The sequence below is a fragment of the Pseudostreptobacillus hongkongensis genome, assembly GCF_001559795.1.
GTDB lineage: Bacteria > Fusobacteriota > Fusobacteriia > Fusobacteriales > Leptotrichiaceae > Pseudostreptobacillus > Pseudostreptobacillus hongkongensis.
In genome coordinates this window covers 1-318 of sequence record NZ_LOHY01000064.1, presented here as the reverse complement: position 1 = coordinate 318, position 318 = coordinate 1, and the positions used below count along the sequence as shown (strand labels likewise).

Sequence of the window (318 nt, the reverse complement as noted above, 5' to 3'; positions counted from 1 at the left end):
GTATTATATTTATCTACTCCAGCTACAAAATCATAAAAGTTTAATATTCTTCTAACCTCATTTATCTTTTTATCTAATATTTCTAAATCCTTATCTTTAATAATAAATGAAAATGTATAATATCCATAAGCAACTACTCCAGTTTTTGCTTCATTTAATGCAAAATCAGCTTCATCTACTTTATCTAATGCAACTGTATCTATATTTTGTACCTCTGTACCATTTTTTACTTCTAGCATCCATTGAGCTAATGTTTTTACTTTAGCTGAAAAGTATATTTTAAAGTTTTTAAGCATTTCTAATGCTTCTTCTTTACTT

1 protein-coding gene is annotated in these 318 nt (G+C 25.2%); it reads right to left on the bottom strand.

Annotated elements, in window-relative coordinates:
• Nucleotides 1-318, bottom strand: a 318-nt coding sequence (locus tag AYC59_RS01530) for a VirB4 family type IV secretion/conjugal transfer ATPase (RefSeq protein ID WP_500684726.1), incomplete at both ends; no start/stop codon positions are given.